Here is a 17,159-nt window from a genome sequence, read left to right on the forward strand (position 1 = left end):
GCGTGGATAGTGGATAATGGTAGGATGGTGGGTATGAAAGAATTAATGGAACGTATCGCGACGGTCTGGGAATGCGACCCTTCCCGGTACCCGGAACTTGCAGGCATGGATACTACCGAAAGGAAGAACTTTCTGATCAAACATTCGGTCCTCCACATAACCAAGACCGCAGGCAAGCTCGCCGCCCTCTGCGAGGACTACGACCATACCAAACAGACCTCTCCGGAAGCGGAGGAAAAACTGAAGGCGGCGTCCGTAAAGATGTTCATCAACGCGCTCAAGCTCGCCGAAGAGGCAGGGTTAAGCGCGGACGAATTGCTTGAGCGCGCGCCCGGATACGTAAAATAATGACGCTTCGCAACATCCAATTAGATAAGAAAACCCTCAAGAAGTTCGTCGCGTCGGGCTTCATCGCGTGGAAAGAGAAACCGGTCACCTTCAAGTCGGGCCTCAGCTCGCATGTCTATGTAGGCGGTCGCGACGATCTCACGCATGACCCGGAACTCTTGCTTGCCATAGGCGGCGCCCTCGCGAAGCGCGTGAAGGCGCTCACTCCAAAAGGCTTCCTCCCTTGCCTCATCGGCATCCCTTCCGCTGGCAGGACGCTCGCGCAGGCGGCGGCGATGCACCCTAAAGGCAAATTCGCGTTTGAAATATTGCGCGATAGGAAGAAAGCGTACGGAGCCCATAAGAAATGGGTCGACGGCAGGCCGCAGCCGAAACGGTTTTTCTATTTCACCATCGACAACACCATAACGGATGGCGCTTCAAAATATGAGGCGTTCGAACGCCTCTGCGAAGACGGATACCCGGCAAAACGCATGAGCCATCTCATTCTCGTTGATCGCGAAGAGGGCGGCGCCGAAAAGCTCCGGGCCAGAGGCTACCGTGTCGAGACCGTCTGGAACCTTACCGACATCGTGCGCGCCTTGGTCGCGCATAAAATATGGACTCAAAAACGCGGCGCCATAGCGCTCGCGGAAATCGCTGAAAACAGGAAAGCGGTCAGCGCGGTCTAAATCTTCCCCACGAGCCCCAACCCCGGCTCGAGCGTATCGTCGCCCGGCTCCCAGGAAGCGGGACATACGTTCCCCGGATGCGTCTCGACATATTGCGCGGCCTGGAGTTTCCTGAGCGTTTCCTTCCCCGAACGGCCGACGCTGTTGTCGTGTATCTCCATAGTGCGGAGCACGCCCGACGGGTCGATGAGGAAGGTACCACGCAGCGACAACCCCTCGTCCGCAAGGAGCGGCGCTTCCCCGCCCTCGATCAACGTGCCGAATGCGTACGCGAGCTTCCCCGAAGGATCCGCCGCCATCGGGAACTTGATCTGCTTTATCGCTTCCGATGTGTCGTGCCAGGCCTTATGCGCGAAGACCGTGTCGGTGGAGACGGAGAGCACTTCCGCATTCAGTTCCCGGAACTTCGGATAGAGAGCCGCCATCTCCTGAAGCTCCGTCGGACAGACGAAGGTAAAGTCAGCCGGATAGAACATGAGGACAAGCCACGATCCCCGGAAGCCGGAGAGCTTCATGGTTTTGATCTCCTCCCCGTGAAAAACCTCGAACTCGAAGTCGGGCACCCGCTCCCCTATCCGCACCAGGGAGGCGTATTCGCCCACCTTGTCGTGGAAATCGCCGCAATGCTCGCAATAGTTGCTTTTCTGCTCTTTCATAGCCATGTTCGATTAGCGCTTCATGCCATGATAGCATGCGCGAACATGAAGGCTAAAACCCGTATCGTCTGCATAATCGGCCCTACCGCCTCGGGAAAATCGGCCAAGGCCGTCGCGCTCGCGAAAGAAAGGAACGGCGAAGTGATATCGGTGGATTCGCGGCAAGTATATCGCGGGCTCGATGTCGGAACGGAAAAGATAAGCGCCGGTGAGATGGACGGAGTCCCGCACCACCTGATCGACATCCGCGAGCCCGAGGAGGTATATACGGCACGCGATTTCGCCCGCGATGCCGAGCGGCTGATCGGGGATATTTCCTCGCGCGGCAAGCTTCCTATACTCGCCGGAGGAACGCATTTCTACTTCGACGCGCTTCTGCGCGCCGTGCCGGAGAAAGTTCCGCGAAACGCCCTTCTTCAAAAAGAACTGGAGGCGCTCCCGACGGAGGAGCTCGCGGAACGAGTCGCGAAGCTCGATCCGCGCCGCGCGTCCGAGCTCGATCCGAAAAACCGGAGACGGCTCGTCCGCGCGCTCGAGCTCATAAGCGCGCACGGCACGGTGCCGGTGCGCGATACCGCATACCGGAGCGATTATGAAATCGAATGGATCGTCCTCGATCCCTCTCCCAAAGAGTACCGGGAACGGCTTGAGGCGCGGGAGAAGGAGAAGTTTCCGCGCGGCCTTATCGAGGAAGTCAGGCGTATCCGCGAGCGCGTGGGCGACGTACGCCTTAATGAGCTCGGACTCGAATACCGGATCATCGGGGAATATCTGCGGGGCGAACGGACCGAGGATTCGATCCTCCCCGCCCTCTCCGCCAAGCTCTGGCAATACGCCCGGCGCCAAAGGGCCTGGGTGCGGAAACTTATGGACATCAGTTCGGAAGCTTCGTCGCGCCCGGGCAGAAGCTGAGACCGAGGCTTTTCCCGGCATACGCGTCATTCACGCCCGGACCCGCCGAAACCACCGTATCGAGCGCGCATAGCTGAGTGTCGCTTAGCTCAAGCGCGGTGCGCAGGGCTTGTTCCGCCGCAAGCCGGACGGACCCGAGCGGCTCGGCAAGAAGCGTGATGAGAAATTGCGGCCGCTGCGTCGTCGGGTCGGGAAGGATATAGGTAATGACAAAATCCGACGTTACGCTCCCGGCAACCTGGTATCCGGCCGCCGGACCGGCCCAATCAGGCTGGTTACTTTTCGTAAAATCAGGAACTTGAACGGTGCTCCCGTCATTGAGAATGACGGGCAAGAGATCCGAACTGGTACCGGACGTCGTCGTAACGGTTCCTGCCGGCGTTCCGAAGGGATTCGTAGCGGGATTCTGTACCGGGAGCTCGGCGCTATGTGGCCGGATCAGATAAAAAGCCAGCACGGCTATAATCGCAACAAGTATCACTGCCGCGGTGATGATCAGTTTCGCTTTCATGGCAAGATATTCATTAGCATACCATTTCGCGCTATCCTCCCGGAGCGCATACGCCCGAGAGCGTCTTCGCGCCCGGAACGCCGCAGCGGCTTGCGGAACATGCCCATGCGCTCATTGTCGGCGTATAGAGGCCGCAGGCGGCCTGCGTGTTGATTTTCGGATCCTGAGCCGCACGAACGCACTGAGTATAGAGATTCTGGTCTTTAACGGAAGAGTCGCACCACCCTACCTTGCCCTGATTCCGTATGTACTGCCCCGAGCACGGGTGCGTGAATGCGGCCGGGCAATTAAGACTGCCGAGCTTCGTCGTCGTGAGATTGATCTGCCAAAGTCCCCAAGAATAGCTCGGTCCCTTTCCCTTATCGAGCTTGTCGGATCCGCTCGGGATCGCGGTTTGTCCGCCCGCGCTTTCGAGATTGCATACTTTCGACGCCACTTCCCCGTTTGCCGCGAAGCATGTTCCTTGGAGGCCTTGCACGCTGCAGGGGTTGTTCGCGTTTGAAGGCACCTTGCACGAACTGTTTCCCGAACTCGGCGTCGCGGAAACATTGGTCGCCGTTACTGGTGCCCGCGGCGTGCTGAGCTCAAGACAGGCAGCCTCGCCCCCGGAAATGATCGCGTTCCACGGCCCGAACGTGCCGTTATAGAGCGCATTCATGACCGTATTGACGATAAGCCATGCACCAAGGACGACCAGAAGACCGATTACCGTCTGCAGCACCACGGTTCGCGCCTGCTTCACGTTATCCGGACTCGCGGCGTTGGTTACGAACAGGAATCCCGCGTACACCAGCAGAAGCACGGCAAAAAAGACCGCCAGATACAGGCCGAATTTGAGAAGGTTCTGAACTACGGCGAAAAAACCGCCCCAGCCGCAGGCGCAATGCTGGCAGATCTCGGGGACGATGCTCCCGGTGAAGTCCATATGAGTATGTATATACTACCGTATCTTTTCGCTGCACGAACGCTCTCCCCAGTAAAATAAGAGCATCAGTCCCGTGCCTGCTACACTGGGTTCAATGAAATTGAAAGAGAAGGAGGCCGCAATACGCCTGCGCTACAAAGGGCATACGCTAAACGAGATAACCGCGATGCTGGGAGTCGCAAAAAGTTCCGTGTCGCTCTGGGTGAGGACGTTGGATATTTCTCCGCAGGCGCGGGAACGGATAGCGTCGCTGCAAACTACAGGACAGAAGACGGCCCGAAACAACAGATTGGCGCTGACTTCTCGCATACTTTCGGAAGCAAAAGAAGATGCGGATGTCCTGACGAAGCGTATCAAACTGGATAAAGATTGGGCACTTGTAGTGTGCAGCCTTCTATATTGGTGCGAGGGAGAAAAGAGCCATAATGACGGCAGGTTCAGATTTTCAAATTCGGATGTCGATATAATACGGGCGTTCGTTGTGCTGTTGCGAACGGCACTTGTTCTTGATGAAAGAAAGTTCAGAATCTGCATGCACCTTCACGAATATCATAATGAGTCAAAACTGCGATTGTTCTGGTCGGAGATAACCGGAATCCCGGAAGAGCAATTTCTTAAAACATTTTGGAAACCGCATACCGGAAAGACCATAAAACAAGGATACCCGGGCTGCATACACATTACGTACCACGATGTACGGGTAGCGCGAAAAATATCCGCTACTGCCCGAGCGTTTCTTAAAAGCATGGTACAATGATGGATACGGGTCCATAGTTTCAATGGTAAAACGCTTCTCTCCAAAAGAAGTATTGCTGGTTCGAGTCCAGCTGGGCCCGCTAAAAGTGATACACTGAGCGCATGGAAACTATTGCCGTACGTCTTACCGATGGGCAAGATTTACTGGTGGAAATCAAGGACGTAACCTTTAAACAGGATATCGAAGCGGGCGTTATTCTTTCCGGAGTCGGAAGTTTGAAGAAAGCGAAAATCCGTGTTCCGGTGATAAACGGTGAAGTAAAGTACATCGAACCACAGAACCTAGAGATCGATGCGCTGCATGGAACAGTGTCAAAAAACGGTTGTCATGTGCATATTACTGTTTCTGATATTTCAGGAAACGCCTATGGAGGGCATATAAAGGAAGGGTGTATCGTCCGGACTACATGCGAACTGGTGATAGGAATAGTGAAGAACACCCGCTTTAAGCGCACACTAGATCCCGCTACCGGATTTGAAGAGCTCGTAATCGAAACCGCTTAAACCCCTCTTGTCCGAAACCAGAAATCATTCTTTATCTCTTCCGTAAGGCGATACGCATCGGCGTGGGAGAGGACGCCAAGATATGAATTAAAAGATGAAAGGACAGTTGTTTCACTTGTATTGCCTGTCCTAAATTCCGCTGCACGCTTCCGAAGCTTCCGGATGATTCTCTGTTTTGTCTTCCGGCGTAGGGCGATATGCCCGGGCAATACGACGTATCCGAGGAAGTCGATCCCTTGTCGATACGTGCGGATAAAGACTTTATCAGGATGAAGGGAGAGGTGAAGTCGTTCTTCAAGAAACGTGCCAATTTCGGGAATCAGACTCTCAAGATACGAACGGTCTCCTGACACGATTACGAAATCATCCGTATATCGCATATAATGTTTGACCCTAAGCCCATGCTTTATAAATTGGTCGAGCTCGTTCATATACACGTTGGCGAAAAGCTGGCTCGTAAGATTGCCGATCGGCACTCCGTTCCTTGGCGTATCGTCCCCCCCCCCCCCCCCCCATTCAATCCGGCCGTATAGCTTTCGATAACTTCTTCGAGAAGCCAGAGAACTTCCGGATCGGCGATTTTCTTTCTGAGAATGCCGAGCAGTACCGCGTGATTGATGGTGTCGAAAAACTTCCGTACGTCGCACTTCAAGGCGAAACAAGGCCGCGTCCCGTTCGCACTTACCGCACGCAGCGAATGCTTCAAATATTCGACGCCTTTGTGCGTGCCCTTTCCTATCCGGCAGGAAAAAGAGGACGCTATAAAGGTCGGCTCGAAAACCGGATTGAGTATCTTAAAAATCGCATGGTGGAGTACGCGGTCGCGTACCGTCGCCTTATGTATGCGCCGTATCTTTGGGTCGCGGATCCAAAAACCCCGGTACGGCCCGTGGCGGTAATACTTGCCGCGCAGCTCCCGAGCAAGTTTGAAAAGTTCATACTCGACGTTTTGCTCGAAAGCCGCCACGTCCGGTTTGCCGCGCTTATCGCGCTTAAAGATATCCCACGCCTCGAACAGGTTTTCTGGCGAGGTTATCGATCCGTATAAGTCCTTATATACCTTCATATGAATAGTGACCTAGACATACCGATTTTCAAGAAGAGTTACGACCTGTATAAGATGTTCTACGGCTACCGCGCCGACGTGTCGAAGCAGGATCGATACACGATCTGGCAGCGTTCGGAGAATTCCATCCTCGACATCGTCGAGGCGATTCTGCTTGCAAGCCAGTCAAGTAAAGCGGAGAAACTTCCGATACTTGAGGGGGCGAGCGTGAAGCTCAACCTGGTACGGATTCTGGTTCGACTCACGAAGGACGTGAAAGCCATCGATAACAAGAAATACCTTGCGCTTGAAGCGAACGTTGACGAGATCGGCAGGATGCTTGGCGGATGGATCCGTTCGGCCAAGGAACGGTAGGAGAAATCCGCCGAGGAGGCGGATCTTCTTCCGGATAGAGAAACGACTGCCAGGCAGCGGCCAGACCGAGGTCGGAGACGCGGTAGCTGTCCCAGTAGGGGCTGACGTTGACGGACTCGGAGTCGACGCCGACATAGACGTGATTGCCGTCCGCGTCGAGACTGGACGTGCGAACGTAGAGACTCTTGAAGAGCCAAACGCCACGGACTTCGAAGAAGACCGTGATGAACCAGCTCGTCTCGGCGGCGTTCGGGACGCGTTCGGTGTTCGAGGGCAGCAGGGTCTGTTCGCCCCAGGTTTTGCTCGTCGAACCCGTGACTTCCGTCTTCTTGTGGGCGAACCACCCGGAGCCGGTGAGATCGCTCTGCGCGAACCTCGCCTGCTCGTACCAGCCGCCGGTCTTGCTGGAGAAGAGCTTGGGCTTCAGGGCACGGATGGCCAGGAGCGCGAGCATCTGCGGCGAGTGCGGCATCAGGGCATAGCCAGCGGCCTTGAGCGCGTTCAGCGTCTCGACCGGCGGAATGCTGTCCGCGAGCGCTTCGATCTGCTGCGCGCTGTAGGCGATGTCCGGACGCTTCGCCATGATCTCTTCGGCGGTGATGAAGTCGCCGCCAAGGATGGAACGCGCGAGCGTGTAATCCGGCTGCTTTGCCGAAAGGCGCGTCACCAGGGCGACGAACCCTTCGTCGAATTCACCGCGGCGCCTGAAGAGGCGCTGGTGAGCTTCGTGATCGAGGGGAACATCGCTGCGAATGCGCGCGGCGGCGGATGCGATCATCTCGTCGAGGTGGTCGTGTTGGCCTGACGTGGCCGGGGATGCCGACATGGTCATATTCCTTTTTCAATGCCCGAGTCGTCGGACTTGCGTCTTGCCTGTGTAAGGCGAGCTATTTACGGCCTAGTTGTAAAATGTTTCGACAGATACTGTCGAAAATAAGCCGTAAATAGCTCGCCTCACGAGTTCTTGGTTATCAAAGAGCCGATTGCGGTCAAGCGTACACGATATACGATATATTGTCAAGTATGCATTTAGTACGGACCGGCAGTGTGTACTTGCCGTGTAGTCCGGAAACAACAGACGCCCGACTCCAATCCTTCGGGCGACTGTCGTCAGGCATCGTATTCGCTCTTATCCCCTGGCTTTCTCCGAATCAAAGAGTTCGATCCGCCCGAGAAGCGATCGGAGCTTGAATTTCACGCGCGCATCTTTCGAGGTTCCCGTCTTCACGAGCAGGAACAGGCAGTCGGCGGCAAACGCGTCGCTCAACCCCAGAAAACTCCTGCCCAGCTCCTTCTTCGCCATTTGTTCGATGCGGCCTCTCAGTTGCTGAAGATGGCGAACCTCGTCGGGTGTCGGGTATTTTCTGCGACCCGTATCCGCCCTGATGCTGTAGTAATACTCGCGCACGGATATGCCTTGCTGCACTGCAACTCTCAGTTTCACTGTCGTAGGGTCCTTTCAGCCCGGGCTAATGCGGACGAAACCGCAAGAACGACCATGGAAAGTATACCATTTTGAAATCAGGTCAGAAAAAGCGCCCCTTCGGGGGCGCTTTTTCTATTTCTTCACCTCCTTAAAGGCGACGTGCTTTCTGATCGTCGGGTCGAACTTCTTGAGCTCAATCTTGCGCTCGACCTTCTTGCGGTTCTTGCGGGTATAGTACACGAAGTCGGACTTCGAGGACTTGATCTTTATGAGGTGATCCTGAGACATGGCCCAACTCTAGCAAAACCGGCCCGTTTAGGCAACCGCTTCGGCCGCTTGCCCTTCCCGTGCGGTACGCATCGCGCGCTGGCCCTTCTTGGAGACCGTAAATACGGGCTCGCCGTTCTTGATCGACACCGAGACCGAGCCGCCTTCCATGATCCCCTGCGAGACCATCATCGAGGCAATCGGCGTGAGGATCTTGTCTTGGATGGCGCGCTTGAGTGGCCGCGCTCCGTACTGCGGGTTATACCCCTTCTCCGCAAGCCACACCCGCACATCCTCCGAAAGCGTGAGGCTGATGCGCTTTTCGGCAAGGCGCGCGACCACCTCCCCCACCTGCTTCTCGACGATCTTTGCGAGCGCCTCCTTCCCGAGCACGTCGAACATGATGATGTCGTCGAGGCGATTGAGGAACTCGGGGCGGAAATGCTCCTTCAAAGCCCCCGTCACCTTCTCCTTCACATCGGCGTATTCCGCTTCGGCGCTTGCGGCGGAAGCCGCGAACCCGATGCGCGCCATGCGGTCGATGTATTCGGCGCCGATGTTCGACGTGAGGATAATGATGGTGTTCTTGAAATTCACCTTGCGGCCCTTGCCGTCGGTGAGGTGGCCGGAGTCGAGCACCTGGAGGAGGATGTTGAAGATCTCCGGATGCGCCTTCTCGATCTCGTCGAAGAGGACGACCGCGTACGGACGGTGCCGGATGCGCTCGGTGAGCGAGCCGGATTCTTCGTATCCCACATACCCCGGCGGCGCGCCGATGAGCTTCGCGACCGAGTGCTTCTCCATGAATTCGCTCATGTCGACGCGCACGAGCGCCTCGGGGTCGTTGAACATAAATTCCGCAAGGCGCCGCGAGAGCTCGGTCTTCCCGACTCCCGTGGGCCCCAAAAAGAGGAACGAGCCGATCGGCCGGTTCGGATCCGCGATGCCGACCCGCGAGCGCTTCACGGCGTCCGAGACGATCTTGACCGCGGCTTCCTGGCCGATGACGGACGTGTGAAGCGCCTCCTCCATTCTGGCGAGCTTCGAGGCTTCCTCCTCAAGCATCCGGAGCACCGGAATGCCCGTCCAGCGCGATACCACCGACGCGATCTCGTGCTCGGTCACTTCCTCATGAAGGACGCGCCGCGATTTCTGGAGCGTCTTGAGGCGTTTGAGTTTCGTCTCAAGCTCCTTCTGAAGCTCGGGCTGCTTGCCGTACCGGATCTCCGCGACTTCTTCGAGTTCTCCCGCGGCTTCGGCATTGTCCGCCGCGACCTTGAGCCGCTCGAGTTCCGTTTTTATGGCGCGGATACTTTCGATGACTTCCTTCTCGTTCTTCCACTTAAGCTCGAGTTCGCTCGTCTTCTCGCGCAGGTTCGCGATCTCCGTATCTATATTCTTAAGCCGCTCCTTCACCTCTTTCATCTCGAGCGACCCCTTATCCTTTCCGGCCTCTTCGTCCTTTTTGAGCGCCTGGCGCTCGATCTCGAGGCGGCGGATCTTCCGGTCCGTCTCCTCAAGGGGCGCGGGCTTGTTCTCGAGCGTAATGCGGAGGCCCGAGGCGGCCTCGTCGATAAGGTCGATGGCTTTGTCCGGAAGGAACCGGTCCGAAATATAGCGGGCGGAGAGATCGACGGCGGCGACGATCGCGCCGTCCGTGATGCGCACCCCGTGGAAGAGTTCGTATTTATCGCGAAGGCCTCGGAGGATCGCGACGGCATCTTCGATCGACGGTTCGTTCACGTAGACGGGCTGGAAGCGGCGCGTGAGCGCGGTGTCCTTCTCGATGTACTTCTGGTATTCCTTGAGCGTCGTCGCGCCGATGACGCGGATCTCGCCGCGGGCGAGTGATGGCTTCAGCATGTTGCTCGCGTCCATCGCGCCCTCGGCCGCGCCCGCTCCCACGAGCGTATGGAGCTCGTCGATAAACAGCACCACCTTTCCTTCCGCGCGCTCGACCTCCTTCATGATGGACTTCATGCGCTCCTCGAACTCGCCGCGGTATTTGGTCCCGGCGATAAGGAGGCCGATATCGAGCGAAAGAAGCTCCTTCCCCTTGAGCATCTCGGGGACATCGTTCGCCGCGATGCGCGCGGCAAGTCCTTCGGCGATCGCGGTCTTTCCGGTACCGGCCTCGCCGATAAGGACCGGATTGTTCTTGGTCCGGCGCGAAAGTATCTGGATCACGCGGCTGATCTCCTGGTCGCGACCGATGACCGGATCAAGCTTGTTCTCAAGCGCGAGCTTCGTGAGATTCCTGGTGTATTTTCCGAGTGCCCGGAAGCGCTTGGGCTCGACGGTCTGGCCGTCCTTGGTGGTCTTCAGTTCCTTAAGGACATTCGCGACCGTGTCGCGGTCGATATGGAAACGGGCGAGAAGATCCGAGGCCGGTCCCGGATGTTCGAGCACCGCGACGAAGAGGTGCTCGGTACCGACGAACGAGTCGTTCATCCTTGCGGCCACTTTCCCCGCCGCCTCAAGCGCCTGGGCGAGGTCGGGGGTGAGGTAGATCTGGTATGAGGGAGAGAGCACCGAGGAAGACTCGGGGGCTTCGAGCGTCTCCATGAGCGAGTCGGAAAGGAGCATGGTATCGACATCCATACGGTCGAGGACGGAGAAAACGAGGCTCTCCTCCTGAAGCACGAGCGCCGCGAGAAGATGGAGCGGGCTCACGTGATTCTGCCCGCGTTCGATCGCGAGCTCGTGCGCTTTGCGGACTGCTTCTTTTGCTTTCGTGGTGAATTTTTCGAAAGGCGGCATAGGTGAATTTCTTATGTATATAGTACGCGCATATTATTCGCTTGTTGCAGAAGTGGAGGTGGCGGTGAGCGCGGCCGTGACTTCCCCGGCGCTCACGTAGAGCCCCGCGCCGTCGGAAGATATGCCGATAAGGTCGCCGTCCAGATTGACCGCGCCCGAACCGACCGGAGTCGCGGGAAGCGTGGTGTATATCTTGTCGCTGTCGACGCGCGAAACGATGCCGGTCACGGCGCTGCCGTCAGCCGTGAGCGCGATGACCGTCTCGCCCTGCTTGACGTCGCTTGCGGCGACCCGGACGGGCGCGGGCGCGTCCGGAAGCGCGGCACTGTCGGCGAACCCGTAGATAGCGACGGTATCGGTCTCGCGGGCAAGCGATACGGCGGCGCTCGACCCGTCGGGGAAAACGATCGTGGCTTGCGCCGGGAGATTCTTCGCGCCCGCCGTCACGACCGCGCGCGTCTTTGGAAGATAGGTCCCGATCGCCGCAGGCGCAACGTCGGGATTGCGCTCGCGCGCGTCGGTGTCGTATACGCGCACCGTACGCGCCGCTTGCGCGGCTATCGCGGCAACGACGAGATCCTGCTGCTTGTCGACCACGGTGGTCTGCTTCGTGATCACGCTTGAGGCGCCGGGCGTGACCGTCTGCACGGTCTGCTCGACGATGCGGTTGACCGTCTGGGTAACGATCGGCGGCGCCTGATCGAGGAGCGACACCGTGAGGATGCCGGTCGCGATCGAGGTTATGAAATTCACGAGAATCGTGAGGAGGAGGAGCTGGGACTTGTTCAGGTCTTCTATATTCATAGAGCTATAGTATAGCGCTTTTGGCGGCGTCGAGAAAGCGCACGGCCTCGCGAAGCGCCCCGGCAAACCGCCTGAGTTCCGGATCGCTGGTTGACGGTCCCCAGGAGACCCGCAGCGTCGACTTCGCACGCTCGGTGTCGCCGGTAAGAACAAAAACCGCCCGGGATCCTTCGGTGCTGTTTGTTTCGCACGCGCTTCTCGTCGAGACCGCGAATCCCGCATGGTCGAGAAGCGCGATGAGATAATCGGTGTCGCGCCCAGGAAGCGACACGTTCAGTATGTTCGGAACGGTTGCCGCCCCAGTGTTCATGACAAGGCCCGGAATCCCCCTGATCTCGGAAATGAGGTCCTGTTTCGCGCGCAGCGCCCGGCCGCCAAACGCTTCCCTTCCCTCTTTTGCCTCCTCAAGCGCGGCGGCAAAACTTGCGGCAAGCGCCGGGCTTTCGGTCCCCGGCCGGAGCCCCCGCTCCTGCCCTCCGCCGCTCATGACCGCCGAGAGCGGAAGCGTCCGGTGCGCGATAAGCGCGCCGATGCCGCGCATGCCGCCGACCTTCGACGCGTCAAGCGTCACGATATCCGCATTGAAGTGCGCACGGGAGAATTTCTGCGTAAGCGGAGCCTGCGTCGCATCGACATGAAGCAGCGTACGGGTACCCTTGCACGCCTCGGCGACTTCCCGCGTATTCCAGACCGTTCCCGTTTCGCCGCATACCGCGTCCATGGAAATAAGCGAGGCTTCTTGGGTAAGCATCGGTGCGAGCGCTTCGATCTCGATCCTGCCGTTCCTGACCGGAAGTTCTTCGACACGAATCCATTCGTCCCGCAATATCTGCATGGTCCCGGCGATCGAGGCGTGGGACGACGGCAGGTACAGAAAACGGATACTTTCCGGCTTCCTTCCGGAACGGATGAGCGAGCACGCATGCCCTACGATCGCAAGCGCGTTCGCCTCGGTCGCTCCGGAAGTGAATACCACGTCGTCCGCCTTCACTTCCATAAGCCGGGCGATCTTCGTGCGAGCGGCTTCGAGTATGTCTTTCGCGGCCCGTCCTTCCGCGTGCGGCGAGGACGGATTGCCGTATGCCTTCCTGGCGCGCATATACGCGCGCGCAGCCGCGTCCGAAACCGGCGCGGCTGCGGCCCAGTCGAGATACGCGCGCTTTTTGGAGAATAAGCCCATGCGTAGGTTGTAGCACGGAGCTTCGCGCGATTGCAATCGGCCTCTTTTCGTGATGTACTCTAACCCTATGGCAAGCGCTCCCCGCCCCCCGATCGTCGCCGTAATGGGACATATCGACCACGGCAAATCTTCCCTTCTGGACTACATCCGGAAATCGAATGTCGTTGCCGGCGAAGCGGGCGGCATTACCCAGCACGTCTCCGCGTACGAAGCGGTGCATGAGCACGAGGGCAAACCCCGCGCGATCACCTTCCTCGATACGCCGGGACACGAGGCGTTCAAGGTGCTCCGCGCGCGCGGCGCGGCCGCGGCGGACGTCGCGATACTCGTCGTCGCCGCGGACGAAGGCGTGAAACCGCAGACGCTCGACGCGCTTGCGGCGATACGCGAGGCGCAGACGCCGTTCGTCGTGGCGTTCACGAAAATAGACAAAAACGGCGCGAACGTGGAGACCGCGAAGCATTCGCTTCTCGAGCACGAGGTATATCTCGAGGGCTTCGGCGGCGAAGTGCCGTTCGCGGCGGTCTCCTCGAAAACCGGCGAGGGCGTGCCCGAACTCCTCGACCTCGTCCTTCTCACGGCCGATCTCGCGGGACTTTCCGCGGACGCTTTCCTTCCCGCAGAAGGTTTCGTACTCGAGTCTTCGCAAGACCCCAAGCGCGGCCTTTCCGCAACGCTCATCGTTAAGGACGGTACGCTCTCGACCGGACAGTTCGTCGTCGCGGGAACCGCCTTCGCTCCCGTCCGCTTCATCGAGAACTTCCTCGGGAAACGGATCGATACCGCGGGTCCCTCCCAGCCGATACGCGTTTCCGGATTCAATTCCCTTCCCCCGGCCGGAACGCCTTTCAAGAGCGTCCAGAGCAAGAAAGAAGCGGAACAGCTTGCCGCGAAAGGCGTCACGCCCGCCAAGGCACAGCTCGCGCGCACCGGCGCGAACTCCGCGGAACTCCCGCTTATCATCAAAGCCGACGTAACAGGCAGTATCGAGGCGATCAGGCACGAGCTTTCGAAAGTAACGCATGAGCGGGCGAATATCGTGCTCCTCTTCGCGGATGTCGGGGCCGTCGGCGAAAGCGACGTGAAGAGCGCGATAGCTTCGAAAGGAACCGTCATCGCGTTCAACGTTCCGGTCGACGCGGGGGCGCGGGAACTCGCCCTTCGCACGGGCATAGCGATAGAGAGTTTTTCCATAATCTACGATCTTGGCATGCGCATCCAGGACCTTCTTACGACCCGCGCGCCGCGCGTGACGAAGGAAGAGGAGCGCGGCACGGCGAAAGTGCTCCGCACGTTCAGCTCTTCCTCGCACAAGCAGGTGCTTGGGGTGAAGCTCGAGAGCGGCGCCTTCGCGGTTGGCGGGCTTGTTAAAATGCTCCGCCGGGATATCGAGCTCGGGCGCGGAAAGATATCGAACCTCCAGCAGGCCAGGGCCGATGTGAAGGAAATCCGCACGGAGGGAGATTTCGGCATCGAGATCGATTCGAAGACGGAAGCGGCGCCGGGCGACACCATCGTCACGTACGAGATGGTCGAATCATAGCCATGAGCTTCAAAGTCGACCGCACTGCTTCCGAACTCACGCACCTCGCGGGCGCCTTCATCGCGGAAAACGCGAACCGCGACACGCTCATCACGCCCACGCGCGCCGAATTGGGCTCCGACCTTAAGAACGCGACGGTGCTCGTGACCGTCTATCCCTACGAAAAGACTCCGCAAGCGCTCGCATTCCTTAACCGCAATCTCCGGGAATTCCGCCAGTTTCTCAAGGACAAGGGACATCTGACCGTTCTGCCGAACGTTTCCTTCGTAGAGGACGAAGGCGAGAAGAACCGCCAGCGCTTGGACGAGCTTTTCCGCGGCACCTAGCTCAAGGCGCGCGGGCGCGCTAGTATGCAGAAACGGCCCGGTGGTGAAGGGGTAACACGACGATCTGCAAAATCGTTATGCGCGGGTTCGAGTCCCGCCCGGGCCTCAAGTCGTATCATGCCGAGGTGGCGGAATGGTAGACGCACTTCGCTTAAAACGAAGAGAGGACCTAAAAACCCTCATGTGAGTTCGAGTCTCACCCTCGGCACAGAAATCAGAAACTCCCGCATGCGCGGGAGTTTCTGATTTCTGTGCGCCTACCTGGGCTCGAACCAGGGACCGTCTCCTTAAGAGGGAGCTGCTCTACCAGCTGAGCTATAGGCGCGTCACCGAATCGTAGCAAACGGCGATCGTTTTTCAAAGCGAAGTACGGTAGCATCAGCTGGTGCGCGCCGGGGTGGTGAAACTGGTAGACACACTAGCCTTAGGAGCTAGCCCTTCACAGGATGGAGGTTCGAGTCCTCTCCCCGGCACAACAGCTCGTCCCGCGGCCGTTTTCACGGCATCTTGACTTTTCCTACGATTCCTGTATATTGGTACGCAGTACCAAATTGAACCTTGTCAGGAAAGGGCAAACTGATGAAACATGACATCAGCTCTAGCGACAGCATTAGAACTGGACTGTGGGTATCACTTCTTGCGGGACTTGTTGCCGCACTGATCGTCTACTGGGCACTTGATGATTTTGGCCCCTATATCGCAGGTGCAGGAGCTTGTGCAGCCCTCGGCATGGTAGCTGGAACGCTCAATAAGTCGGGCTATCTCGGCTATACCCCTCCCGGGGAAGTCGGCGCAGACACGATAAACGGTGAACTGACCGGCAGGATTCGCGGGCCAGGTTATCCGTGGGCAATTCCCGGTCTTGGCGGCCAAATCCCCCTGAACGTTCAGGAGCGTAAGATTTCACCGCGTATCTTTACCGAACTCGTCGGAAAAGTACCGGTAGAAGTTGAGCTTTTGAGTACAGGCCGGATCGTCGATGCACGGAAGCACTTCCAGGCGCAACAATCTGAAGATATCCTGCTGCCCGAGTTCATCGAAACGCAGGCGCGAGCCTTCATGGGCCCGTGGAAAGACGCCGGTGGCGTAATCCTGCAGAAGGATCTGGTTGCCGAATATCTCGGGCTCCCGGCAAAGGCAGATGATCGCGGCGAACATTCGAAGCTCGAGGCAAAACTCCTCGAGTGCACTGTCGTTACCGAAGAGGACGACACGCCCGATTTGCCAAAAAGCGCCGTCAGGACGCTTATGGCGAACGCGGGCAAAGTGCGCGAACAAGCCGCGAAATGGGGCCTCGAAATCGGCGTGATGCAAACCAGGCATTTCGACCTTCCGCAAAGCCTGAAAGACATCGGCGCGCTCGCGCTTATCAACATCAAGCGCGGGGAGATGATCGAGGAACTCAAGAAGCACAAGGGTATCCCCGAGCAAGATATTCTCAACTCCGTCGACATGCTGATGAAGCTGCCGATCACAAAATCGGTCTCGGACATCCAGATCCGCGATCTCGACGCAGTGGCGGCGCACTTCGGCAAAGCAATCGCCGAATTGCTCTTCCGCTACATCAAAAACACAGGAGGCAAATAATGGCTACAGCCACCACAGCAACGACAACATCCGGAACTCAAGCGAGCGATGGACAAAATCGCGGACTCCCACCCAAAGAACTCTGGCCGCGCGTTCTGAAGTGGGGCGGCCTCGGAATCGCAGCGATCATACTGATCGCTGGAGCTAAAAGTCTTTATGCTGATCATAAGACTCAGGAACAATCACGCCAAGCCGAAGCCGCCGTCCTTGTCTGCCCGCCCGCAAACGCAAGTTTGCAGCAATGCAGGATGCTCGTCGGAACGGTGAATAAGATCGACACGAGCGCATGCTCCACGGTCGAATTCCGGCCGATACCGAAGCCGGAATACGCCAAGGCGGAGTATCTTCCCGCCGGTCTCCGTGACGTCCGGCAAAACTATCAGCGCTGGACGGGAACGGAAGATCTCCCGGCTCATATCGACGCCTGGCGGATCGAGCCCACTGCGGGCGAAATCCCCCAAGGCTACCAGTGCCTCAACTAGCAGCACGTACCGCTGTCAACTTATACAACCCCCTCTCCTTTGCAGGAGCCCGGGGGTTGTTTCTTAATCCGCATCCCGCCC

At 58.1% G+C, this 17,159-nt stretch carries 21 protein-coding genes and 5 tRNA genes; 15 read left to right on the forward strand and 11 right to left on the reverse strand.

The window, feature by feature from the left end; all coding sequences use genetic code 11:
- Nucleotides 1-33: 33 nt before the first annotated feature.
- Together WDN10_01485 and WDN10_01490 are read left to right on the forward strand one after the other, a co-directional pair.
- Nucleotides 34-348, forward strand: a complete 315-nt coding sequence (locus WDN10_01485; protein ID MEJ0053386.1) for a hypothetical protein — start codon at nucleotides 34-36, stop codon at nucleotides 346-348.
- A complete protein-coding gene (locus WDN10_01490) occupies nucleotides 348-1,019 on the forward strand; it encodes a hypothetical protein (GenBank protein MEJ0053387.1) in 672 nt (223 codons plus the stop codon). Before WDN10_01485 ends, WDN10_01490 begins: the two co-directional genes overlap by 1 nt.
- Here the strand turns inward: WDN10_01490 and WDN10_01495 are convergent.
- Nucleotides 1,016-1,603 carry a redoxin domain-containing protein gene (locus WDN10_01495; GenBank protein ID MEJ0053388.1) on the reverse strand — a complete coding sequence of 196 codons (588 nt, stop codon included), beginning with the start codon at nucleotides 1,601-1,603 and terminating at the stop codon, nucleotides 1,016-1,018. The genes WDN10_01490 and WDN10_01495 overlap by 4 nt on opposite strands.
- Before the next feature lie 117 nt (nucleotides 1,604-1,720).
- Between WDN10_01495 and miaA the strand changes: the two genes are divergently transcribed.
- Nucleotides 1,721-2,587 carry a tRNA (adenosine(37)-N6)-dimethylallyltransferase MiaA gene (gene miaA / locus WDN10_01500; GenBank protein ID MEJ0053389.1) on the forward strand — a complete coding sequence of 289 codons (867 nt, stop codon included), beginning with the start codon at nucleotides 1,721-1,723 and terminating at the stop codon, nucleotides 2,585-2,587.
- On the opposite strand, the gene WDN10_01505 is transcribed toward miaA, so the two are convergent.
- Nucleotides 2,550-3,098, reverse strand: a complete 549-nt coding sequence (locus WDN10_01505; protein ID MEJ0053390.1) for a hypothetical protein — start codon at nucleotides 3,096-3,098, stop codon at nucleotides 2,550-2,552. The two genes, miaA and WDN10_01505, sit on opposite strands and share 38 nt — an antisense overlap.
- Nucleotides 3,099-3,129: 31 nt before the next feature.
- Complete coding sequence (locus WDN10_01510; GenBank protein MEJ0053391.1) at nucleotides 3,130-4,023, reverse strand: hypothetical protein; 894 nt, start codon at nucleotides 4,021-4,023, stop codon at nucleotides 3,130-3,132.
- 94 nt (nucleotides 4,024-4,117) lie between these two features.
- Between WDN10_01510 and WDN10_01515 the strand changes: the two genes are divergently transcribed.
- The 3 genes from WDN10_01515 to WDN10_01525 all read left to right on the forward strand — a co-directional run bounded on the left by WDN10_01515 (nucleotide 4,118) and on the right by WDN10_01525 (nucleotide 5,283).
- On the forward strand, nucleotides 4,118-4,780 hold the full coding sequence (locus WDN10_01515) for a hypothetical protein (GenBank protein ID MEJ0053392.1): 663 nt from the start codon (nucleotides 4,118-4,120) through the stop codon (nucleotides 4,778-4,780).
- 7 nt (nucleotides 4,781-4,787) lie between these two features.
- Nucleotides 4,788-4,859, forward strand: a tRNA-Trp gene (locus WDN10_01520).
- A gap of 22 nt (nucleotides 4,860-4,881) precedes the next feature.
- Nucleotides 4,882-5,283, forward strand: a complete 402-nt coding sequence (locus WDN10_01525) for a PPC domain-containing DNA-binding protein (protein ID MEJ0053393.1) — start codon at nucleotides 4,882-4,884, stop codon at nucleotides 5,281-5,283.
- Here the strand turns inward: WDN10_01525 and WDN10_01530 are convergent.
- The gene (locus tag WDN10_01530) at nucleotides 5,280-5,930 is read right to left on the reverse strand and encodes an RNA-directed DNA polymerase (GenBank protein ID MEJ0053394.1); all 651 of its coding nucleotides are present in this window, start codon (nucleotides 5,928-5,930) and stop codon (nucleotides 5,280-5,282) included. The genes WDN10_01525 and WDN10_01530 overlap by 4 nt on opposite strands.
- Nucleotides 5,931-6,088: 158 nt before the next feature.
- Between WDN10_01530 and WDN10_01535 the strand changes: the two genes are divergently transcribed.
- Nucleotides 6,089-6,331, forward strand: coding sequence for a hypothetical protein (locus tag WDN10_01535; GenBank protein ID MEJ0053395.1), 243 nt, complete (start codon nucleotides 6,089-6,091; stop codon nucleotides 6,329-6,331).
- A gap of 18 nt (nucleotides 6,332-6,349) precedes the next feature.
- Nucleotides 6,350-6,703: a four helix bundle protein gene (locus WDN10_01540; GenBank protein MEJ0053396.1), complete on the forward strand. Its 354-nt coding sequence runs from the start codon at nucleotides 6,350-6,352 to the stop codon at nucleotides 6,701-6,703.
- On the opposite strand, the gene WDN10_01545 is transcribed toward WDN10_01540, so the two are convergent.
- From WDN10_01545 to WDN10_01570, 6 genes are all read right to left on the reverse strand, one after another.
- Nucleotides 6,591-7,529 carry a hypothetical protein gene (locus WDN10_01545; protein MEJ0053397.1) on the reverse strand — a complete coding sequence of 313 codons (939 nt, stop codon included), beginning with the start codon at nucleotides 7,527-7,529 and terminating at the stop codon, nucleotides 6,591-6,593. The genes WDN10_01540 and WDN10_01545 overlap by 113 nt on opposite strands.
- Nucleotides 7,530-7,832: 303 nt before the next feature.
- A complete protein-coding gene (locus WDN10_01550; GenBank protein ID MEJ0053398.1) occupies nucleotides 7,833-8,129 on the reverse strand; it encodes a hypothetical protein in 297 nt (98 codons plus the stop codon).
- Between the two features lie 132 nt (nucleotides 8,130-8,261).
- Complete coding sequence (rpmG, locus tag WDN10_01555) at nucleotides 8,262-8,417, reverse strand: 50S ribosomal protein L33 (protein ID MEJ0053399.1); 156 nt, start codon at nucleotides 8,415-8,417, stop codon at nucleotides 8,262-8,264.
- A gap of 27 nt (nucleotides 8,418-8,444) precedes the next feature.
- The gene (locus tag WDN10_01560) at nucleotides 8,445-11,156 is read right to left on the reverse strand and encodes an AAA family ATPase (GenBank protein MEJ0053400.1); all 2,712 of its coding nucleotides are present in this window, start codon (nucleotides 11,154-11,156) and stop codon (nucleotides 8,445-8,447) included.
- A 33-nt stretch (nucleotides 11,157-11,189) separates the two neighbouring features.
- Entirely contained in the window at nucleotides 11,190-11,960 is a 771-nt protein-coding gene (locus tag WDN10_01565) for a hypothetical protein (GenBank protein MEJ0053401.1), read from the reverse strand.
- A gap of 4 nt (nucleotides 11,961-11,964) precedes the next feature.
- Complete coding sequence (locus WDN10_01570; protein ID MEJ0053402.1) at nucleotides 11,965-13,140, reverse strand: aminotransferase class V-fold PLP-dependent enzyme; 1,176 nt, start codon at nucleotides 13,138-13,140, stop codon at nucleotides 11,965-11,967.
- A gap of 67 nt (nucleotides 13,141-13,207) precedes the next feature.
- On the opposite strand from WDN10_01570, the gene infB reads away from it, so the two are divergent.
- From infB to WDN10_01590, 4 genes are all read left to right on the forward strand, one after another.
- Nucleotides 13,208-14,683, forward strand: coding sequence for a translation initiation factor IF-2 (gene infB, locus WDN10_01575; protein ID MEJ0053403.1), 1,476 nt, complete (start codon nucleotides 13,208-13,210; stop codon nucleotides 14,681-14,683).
- 2 nt (nucleotides 14,684-14,685) lie between these two features.
- Nucleotides 14,686-15,009 carry a ribosome-binding factor A gene (locus tag WDN10_01580; GenBank protein MEJ0053404.1) on the forward strand — a complete coding sequence of 108 codons (324 nt, stop codon included), beginning with the start codon at nucleotides 14,686-14,688 and terminating at the stop codon, nucleotides 15,007-15,009.
- Between the two features lie 34 nt (nucleotides 15,010-15,043).
- Nucleotides 15,044-15,115 (forward strand) — tRNA-Cys (locus WDN10_01585).
- Between the two features lie 13 nt (nucleotides 15,116-15,128).
- A tRNA-Leu gene (locus WDN10_01590) sits at nucleotides 15,129-15,217 on the forward strand.
- A gap of 44 nt (nucleotides 15,218-15,261) precedes the next feature.
- Here WDN10_01590 and WDN10_01595 read toward each other — a convergent pair.
- A tRNA-Lys gene (locus WDN10_01595) sits at nucleotides 15,262-15,334 on the reverse strand.
- 66 nt (nucleotides 15,335-15,400) lie between these two features.
- Here WDN10_01595 and WDN10_01600 point away from each other — a divergent pair.
- From WDN10_01600 to WDN10_01610, 3 genes are all read left to right on the forward strand, one after another.
- A tRNA-Leu gene (locus WDN10_01600) sits at nucleotides 15,401-15,482 on the forward strand.
- A 106-nt stretch (nucleotides 15,483-15,588) separates the two neighbouring features.
- Nucleotides 15,589-16,596: a hypothetical protein gene (locus WDN10_01605; GenBank protein MEJ0053405.1), complete on the forward strand. Its 1,008-nt coding sequence runs from the start codon at nucleotides 15,589-15,591 to the stop codon at nucleotides 16,594-16,596.
- Nucleotides 16,596-17,078, forward strand: a complete 483-nt coding sequence (locus WDN10_01610) for a hypothetical protein (GenBank protein MEJ0053406.1) — start codon at nucleotides 16,596-16,598, stop codon at nucleotides 17,076-17,078. Before WDN10_01605 ends, WDN10_01610 begins: the two co-directional genes overlap by 1 nt.
- Nucleotides 17,079-17,159 lie beyond the last annotated feature (81 nt).

Source organism: bacterium (genome assembly GCA_037200965.1).
Taxonomy (GTDB): domain Bacteria; phylum Patescibacteriota; class Minisyncoccia; order Phycocordibacterales; family Phycocordibacteraceae; genus C7867-001.

Bases quoted from the DNA above. Each gene is read 5' to 3' on its own strand.
- WDN10_01485 (MEJ0053386.1), top strand. From the start codon at position 34: ATGAAAGAATTAATGGAACGTATCGCGACGGTCTGGGAATGCGACCCT.
- WDN10_01490 (MEJ0053387.1), top strand. From the start codon at position 348: ATGACGCTTCGCAACATCCAATTAGATAAGAAAACCCTCAAGAAGTTC.
- miaA (MEJ0053389.1), top strand. From the start codon at position 1,721: ATGAAGGCTAAAACCCGTATCGTCTGCATAATCGGCCCTACCGCCTCG.
- WDN10_01505 (MEJ0053390.1), bottom strand. From the start codon at position 3,098: ATGAAAGCGAAACTGATCATCACCGCGGCAGTGATACTTGTTGCGATT.
- WDN10_01510 (MEJ0053391.1), bottom strand. From the start codon at position 4,023: ATGGACTTCACCGGGAGCATCGTCCCCGAGATCTGCCAGCATTGCGCC.
- WDN10_01515 (MEJ0053392.1), top strand. From the start codon at position 4,118: ATGAAATTGAAAGAGAAGGAGGCCGCAATACGCCTGCGCTACAAAGGG.
- WDN10_01525 (MEJ0053393.1), top strand. From the start codon at position 4,882: ATGGAAACTATTGCCGTACGTCTTACCGATGGGCAAGATTTACTGGTG.
- WDN10_01535 (MEJ0053395.1), top strand. From the start codon at position 6,089: ATGGTGGAGTACGCGGTCGCGTACCGTCGCCTTATGTATGCGCCGTAT.
- WDN10_01540 (MEJ0053396.1), top strand. From the start codon at position 6,350: ATGAATAGTGACCTAGACATACCGATTTTCAAGAAGAGTTACGACCTG.
- WDN10_01545 (MEJ0053397.1), bottom strand. From the start codon at position 7,529: ATGTCGGCATCCCCGGCCACGTCAGGCCAACACGACCACCTCGACGAG.
- rpmG (MEJ0053399.1), bottom strand. From the start codon at position 8,417: ATGTCTCAGGATCACCTCATAAAGATCAAGTCCTCGAAGTCCGACTTC.
- WDN10_01560 (MEJ0053400.1), bottom strand. From the start codon at position 11,156: ATGCCGCCTTTCGAAAAATTCACCACGAAAGCAAAAGAAGCAGTCCGC.
- WDN10_01565 (MEJ0053401.1), bottom strand. From the start codon at position 11,960: ATGAATATAGAAGACCTGAACAAGTCCCAGCTCCTCCTCCTCACGATT.
- WDN10_01570 (MEJ0053402.1), bottom strand. From the start codon at position 13,140: ATGGGCTTATTCTCCAAAAAGCGCGCGTATCTCGACTGGGCCGCAGCC.
- infB (MEJ0053403.1), top strand. From the start codon at position 13,208: ATGGCAAGCGCTCCCCGCCCCCCGATCGTCGCCGTAATGGGACATATC.
- WDN10_01580 (MEJ0053404.1), top strand. From the start codon at position 14,686: ATGAGCTTCAAAGTCGACCGCACTGCTTCCGAACTCACGCACCTCGCG.
- WDN10_01605 (MEJ0053405.1), top strand. From the start codon at position 15,589: ATGAAACATGACATCAGCTCTAGCGACAGCATTAGAACTGGACTGTGG.
- WDN10_01610 (MEJ0053406.1), top strand. From the start codon at position 16,596: ATGGCTACAGCCACCACAGCAACGACAACATCCGGAACTCAAGCGAGC.